The following is a 3,905-nucleotide window of genomic DNA, read 5'->3' as shown; positions in this document are numbered from 1 at the left end:
CGGGGGCATCGGTGGCAATGGTATGCGCACCACTTCCCTGCTCATCGATGACGATATCCTGATCGACGCCGGTACCGGCGTGGGCGACCTGTCGCTGGCGCAACTGACGGCCATTGATCACGTCTTCATCACGCACGCCCATCTGGATCACATCGCCTGTCTGCCGCTGATGATCGATAGCGTGGGCGACCTGCGCAGCACCCCGCTGACCATGTACGCCACCGCGCCGACACTGGAGATCATCCGCAAGCACATCTTCAACTGGCACATCTGGCCCGACTTCAGCGTCATCCCCAATGCCGAGCAACCTTTCCTGCGCTTTGCCACCATCGAGATCGGCCAAGCGGTGCGGCGCTGCGTCATCGCGCGCCGCAAGAGAATGTGAAAGGAAACGCATGAAAGTCTATTTCGTCGGCGCCGGTCCCGGTGCGGCCGACCTCATCACCCTGCGCGGCGCGCGTCTGCTGGGGCAGGTGCGCATGGTGCTGTATGCCGGCTCGCTGGTGCCCACCGCCTTGCTGGAACACTGCCATGCCGAGGCCGAGATCATCGATACCGCCGCACTTGATCTTGAACAGCAGCAGGCCTGCTATGTACGTGCGCAGGAGCAGGGCATCGACGTGGTGCGCCTGCATTCGGGCGACCCGGCCATCTACGGCGCCACCGCCGAGCAGATGCGCCGGCTCGATGCCTTGGGTATCGCCTATGAAGTGGTGCCGGGCGTATCGTCCTTCACCGCTGCGGCTGCGGCCGTGTCGGCCGAACTGACCAAGCCGGAAGTGTCGCAGAGCGTGATCCTGACCCGTGTCTCGGGCCGTGCTTCGGCCGTGCCCGAATCGGAATCGATTGCCTCGCTGGCCGCGCACCGCGCCACCATGTGCATCTTCCTCTCCGGCCGGCATTTGAAGAAGATCGTCACCGACCTGCTGCTGCACTATCCGCCCGAGACCCCCGTCACGCTGGTCTATCGCGCTACCTGGCCCGAGCAGCGCGTCTATCAGGGGCGGCTCGACAAGGTGCTGGAAGAGAACAAGCGTGGTGAGTGGAATCTCACCACCATGATGCTGGTCGGTGCGGCCTTGAACAAGGAGCAGGTGGCCGAATCCAGTCTCTATTCCAAGGATTTCACGCACCTGTTCCGGGTGGTGAAGAAGAATAAGGACGCCGCATGAACCCGCCCGTCGCCCCGTCAGACCTGGGCCTGTGGCCGGTGCGCGCCGAGGCGGCGGCGCTGGCCATGCACTTGCAGGACTGTCTGGGCGGTGAACTCTACCAACCCTGGCTCAATGCCGAAGGCGGTCTGTCGCAGCGCCAGCAGTTTGCGCTGGCCTACCGGCGTCATCGGCAGTGGATCATGATCGGCGCCACCGGCATCGCCGTGCGCTTCCTCGACGGCCTGCCGCAGGACAAGCACAGTGACCCGGCGCTGGTGGTGCTTGATGAAGCGGCGCGCTTTGCCATTGCCTTGCTGGCCGGTCACGAGGGGGGCGCCAATCATCTGGCTTATCGGGTGGCCCAACTGACCGGTGCGCAGCCGGTGGTGACCACTGCCACTGAAGCGCTCAAGCCGCTGGTGCTGGGCATAGGCTGTCGCAAGCTGGCTTCGGCCGAGCAGATCGGCCGTGCCGTGACGCAGGCGCTGGAACAATGTCCCGGTGCTGCGCTGGCCCAGGTGCGCGAAGTGGCCACCATCGACATCAAGGCCGAGGAGCCCGGTCTGCTGGCCTTCTGCACCACCCACGGCTTGCCTTTGCGGGTGATCGCGCGCGAGCAGATCGCCCAGCGCGCCTGGGTCGGCAAGCCCTCGGACTGGGTGCGCCAGAACGTGGGCGTGGAGGGCGTGTGCGAGCCGGCAGCGCTGATCGCCAGCCCGCGTGGCCGGCTGTTGCTGGGCAAGAGCGCACTGGACGGCGTGACCGTGGCGATTGTGGACGATGCCCTATGGCTGGCGCAGTGCTGTAGAAAATCCGTAAATCATTTATTTGCAGGAAACCCGATGCAAGCAGTCAAGAAAAAAGGCGTATTGAACCTGGTCTCGGTGGGCCCCGGTTTCGAAGAGATGATCATCCCGCGCGCCATCGAGGCCTTGCGCGAGAGCGAGGTCATCGTCGCCTACGAGTTGTATCTGCGCTGGATCGCCGCCCATATCGAGGGCAAGGAAATCCACACCCCGCCGCTGACGCAAGAGCGCGAGCGCGCCTTGCTGGCCATCGAACAGGCCCGCTCCGGGCGCCGCGTGGCGCTCATCTCCAGCGGCGACATCGGCATCTATGCCATGGCCGCGCTGGCCTTCGACGACATGCGCGAGGACGATACCTTTGATGTCAACGTCATCCCCGGCGTGACCTCGGCCAATGCTTGCGCCTCGCTGCTGGGCTCGCCGCTGTCGCATGACTTCGCCACCTTGTCGCTGTCCAACCTGCTGTGCCCGTGGTCGTGGATCGAGCAGCGCGCCAGCCACATCGCCCAGGCCGACCTGGCCTGCGTGCTCTACAACGTGCAAAGCGCCGGACGTCAGGAGGGTGTCTATCGCATCCTGCAACTGATGCTGCAGCACAAGGCCCCGCATACCCTGTGTGGCGTGGTGCGCAATGCCTATCGTCCCGGCCAGCAGGTCGCCATCCATAGGCTGGATGAATTGCCGGGCTTGCAGTTCGACATGCTGACTTCGATTGTCATCGGCAACCGCTTCACCCAGCGCAAGCGCGACTGGATATTCACGCCCCGTGGTTACAATGACTGGAGCGAGGAGGCGCAGGCACCGGCCGTGGCGCAGTTGCCGCAGCAGGCGGTGTGGGTGTTCGCCGGCACCAGTGATGGCAATGCCCTGGCCGCCGAGCTGGCCGGGCAGGGCAGGCGCGTGGTGGTGTCCACCGCCACCGATTATGGTGGTGAACTGGCGCGCGATGATTGTCCGGGCGCCGTGGTCTGGTCCGGCCGCCAAGGCGTGGAAGCGCGCCGCCAGGCGCTGCGCGACAGCCAGGCCCGGGTGCTGGTGGATGCCACTCATCCGTTTGCGGTGCAGATGTCGCAGCAGTTGATGAGGCTCTCGCAGGAACTGGGCATTGCCTATCTGCGCTACGAACGTCCGGGCGAGCTGGCCGCGGACGATCCCCACAGTTGCGCCGACATGCAAGAGGCCGCCGGCAAGGCCATCGCCATGGGGCGCCGCATCTTCCTGGCCACCGGTTCCAAGGATCTGGCCAGCTTCCTGCACGCCCCCGGCGCGCCCGCGCGCCAGTGGTTCGCCCGCGTCACCGCCGACCCCGATTTCATCAGCCGCGCACTGGAACTGGGCTTGCCGCGCGCCCACCTGTGCGCCATGCAGGGGCCGTTCTCGCAAGGGTTCAATGAAGCCTTGTGGCGCGACTGGGGTATCGATTGCGTGGTCACCAAGGATTCGGGGGAGGCCGGCGGCTATCGGGCCAAGCGTGAGGCCGCCCGCGCGCTGGGCATCCCGTTGCTGACGGTGCGTCGTCCACCGCTGGATTACCCGCGGGTGGCGCATGACTTCGCGGATGTTCATGCGCAACTGGCGGCGCTGAGCGGAGCCTGAGCATGGCGCTTCTCAACCCGGACCTGGCGCCCGCATTGCCTTCGGCATTGCCTCCCGCATTGCCTCCAATTCCGGTCACCGTGGTCACCGGTTTCCTCGGTGCGGGCAAGACCACCCTGCTGCGCGGCCTGGTGCAGCGTCGTCAATCGCGCCGGCTGGCCTTGCTGATCAATGAGTTCGGCGAAGTCGCCATCGATGGCGAGCTGCTGCGCGCCGAGGGCGATGCCCAGGGCCAGGTGCAGATCCAGGATTTCGCCCATGGCTTGATCGCCTATGGTGATGATGAACATTTCGTCCCGGCCATGCTGGCCCTGGCGGCGCGGCGGGCACAGATCGATCATGTACTGAT

At 65.5% G+C, this 3,905-nt stretch carries 3 protein-coding genes and 1 pseudogene; all 4 read left to right on the top strand.

Annotated features, from left to right (window positions below):
- Positions 1-352 (top strand): annotated as a pseudogene (locus I5W_RS14030) (MBL fold metallo-hydrolase); the annotation flags it as partial.
- Positions 353-395: 43 nt separating this feature from the next.
- Positions 396-1,172, top strand: a complete 777-nt coding sequence (gene cobM, locus I5W_RS14025; RefSeq protein WP_044529690.1) for a precorrin-4 C(11)-methyltransferase — start codon at positions 396-398, stop codon at positions 1,170-1,172.
- Entirely contained in the window at positions 1,169-3,556 is a 2,388-nt protein-coding gene (gene cobJ / locus I5W_RS14020; RefSeq protein WP_252717021.1) for a precorrin-3B C(17)-methyltransferase, read from the top strand. Before cobM ends, cobJ begins: the two co-directional genes overlap by 4 nt.
- A gap of 2 nt (positions 3,557-3,558) precedes the next feature.
- Positions 3,559-3,905, top strand: a 347-nt coding sequence (locus I5W_RS14015; protein WP_044529689.1) for a GTP-binding protein, incomplete at its 3' end; no start/stop codon positions are given.

It is taken from the genome of Herbaspirillum sp. B65 (assembly GCF_000333555.1).
In the GTDB taxonomy this organism is placed as follows: domain Bacteria; phylum Pseudomonadota; class Gammaproteobacteria; order Burkholderiales; family Burkholderiaceae_D; genus Herbaspirillum; species Herbaspirillum rubrisubalbicans.
This window is presented reverse-complemented; position numbering and strand designations above follow the sequence as displayed.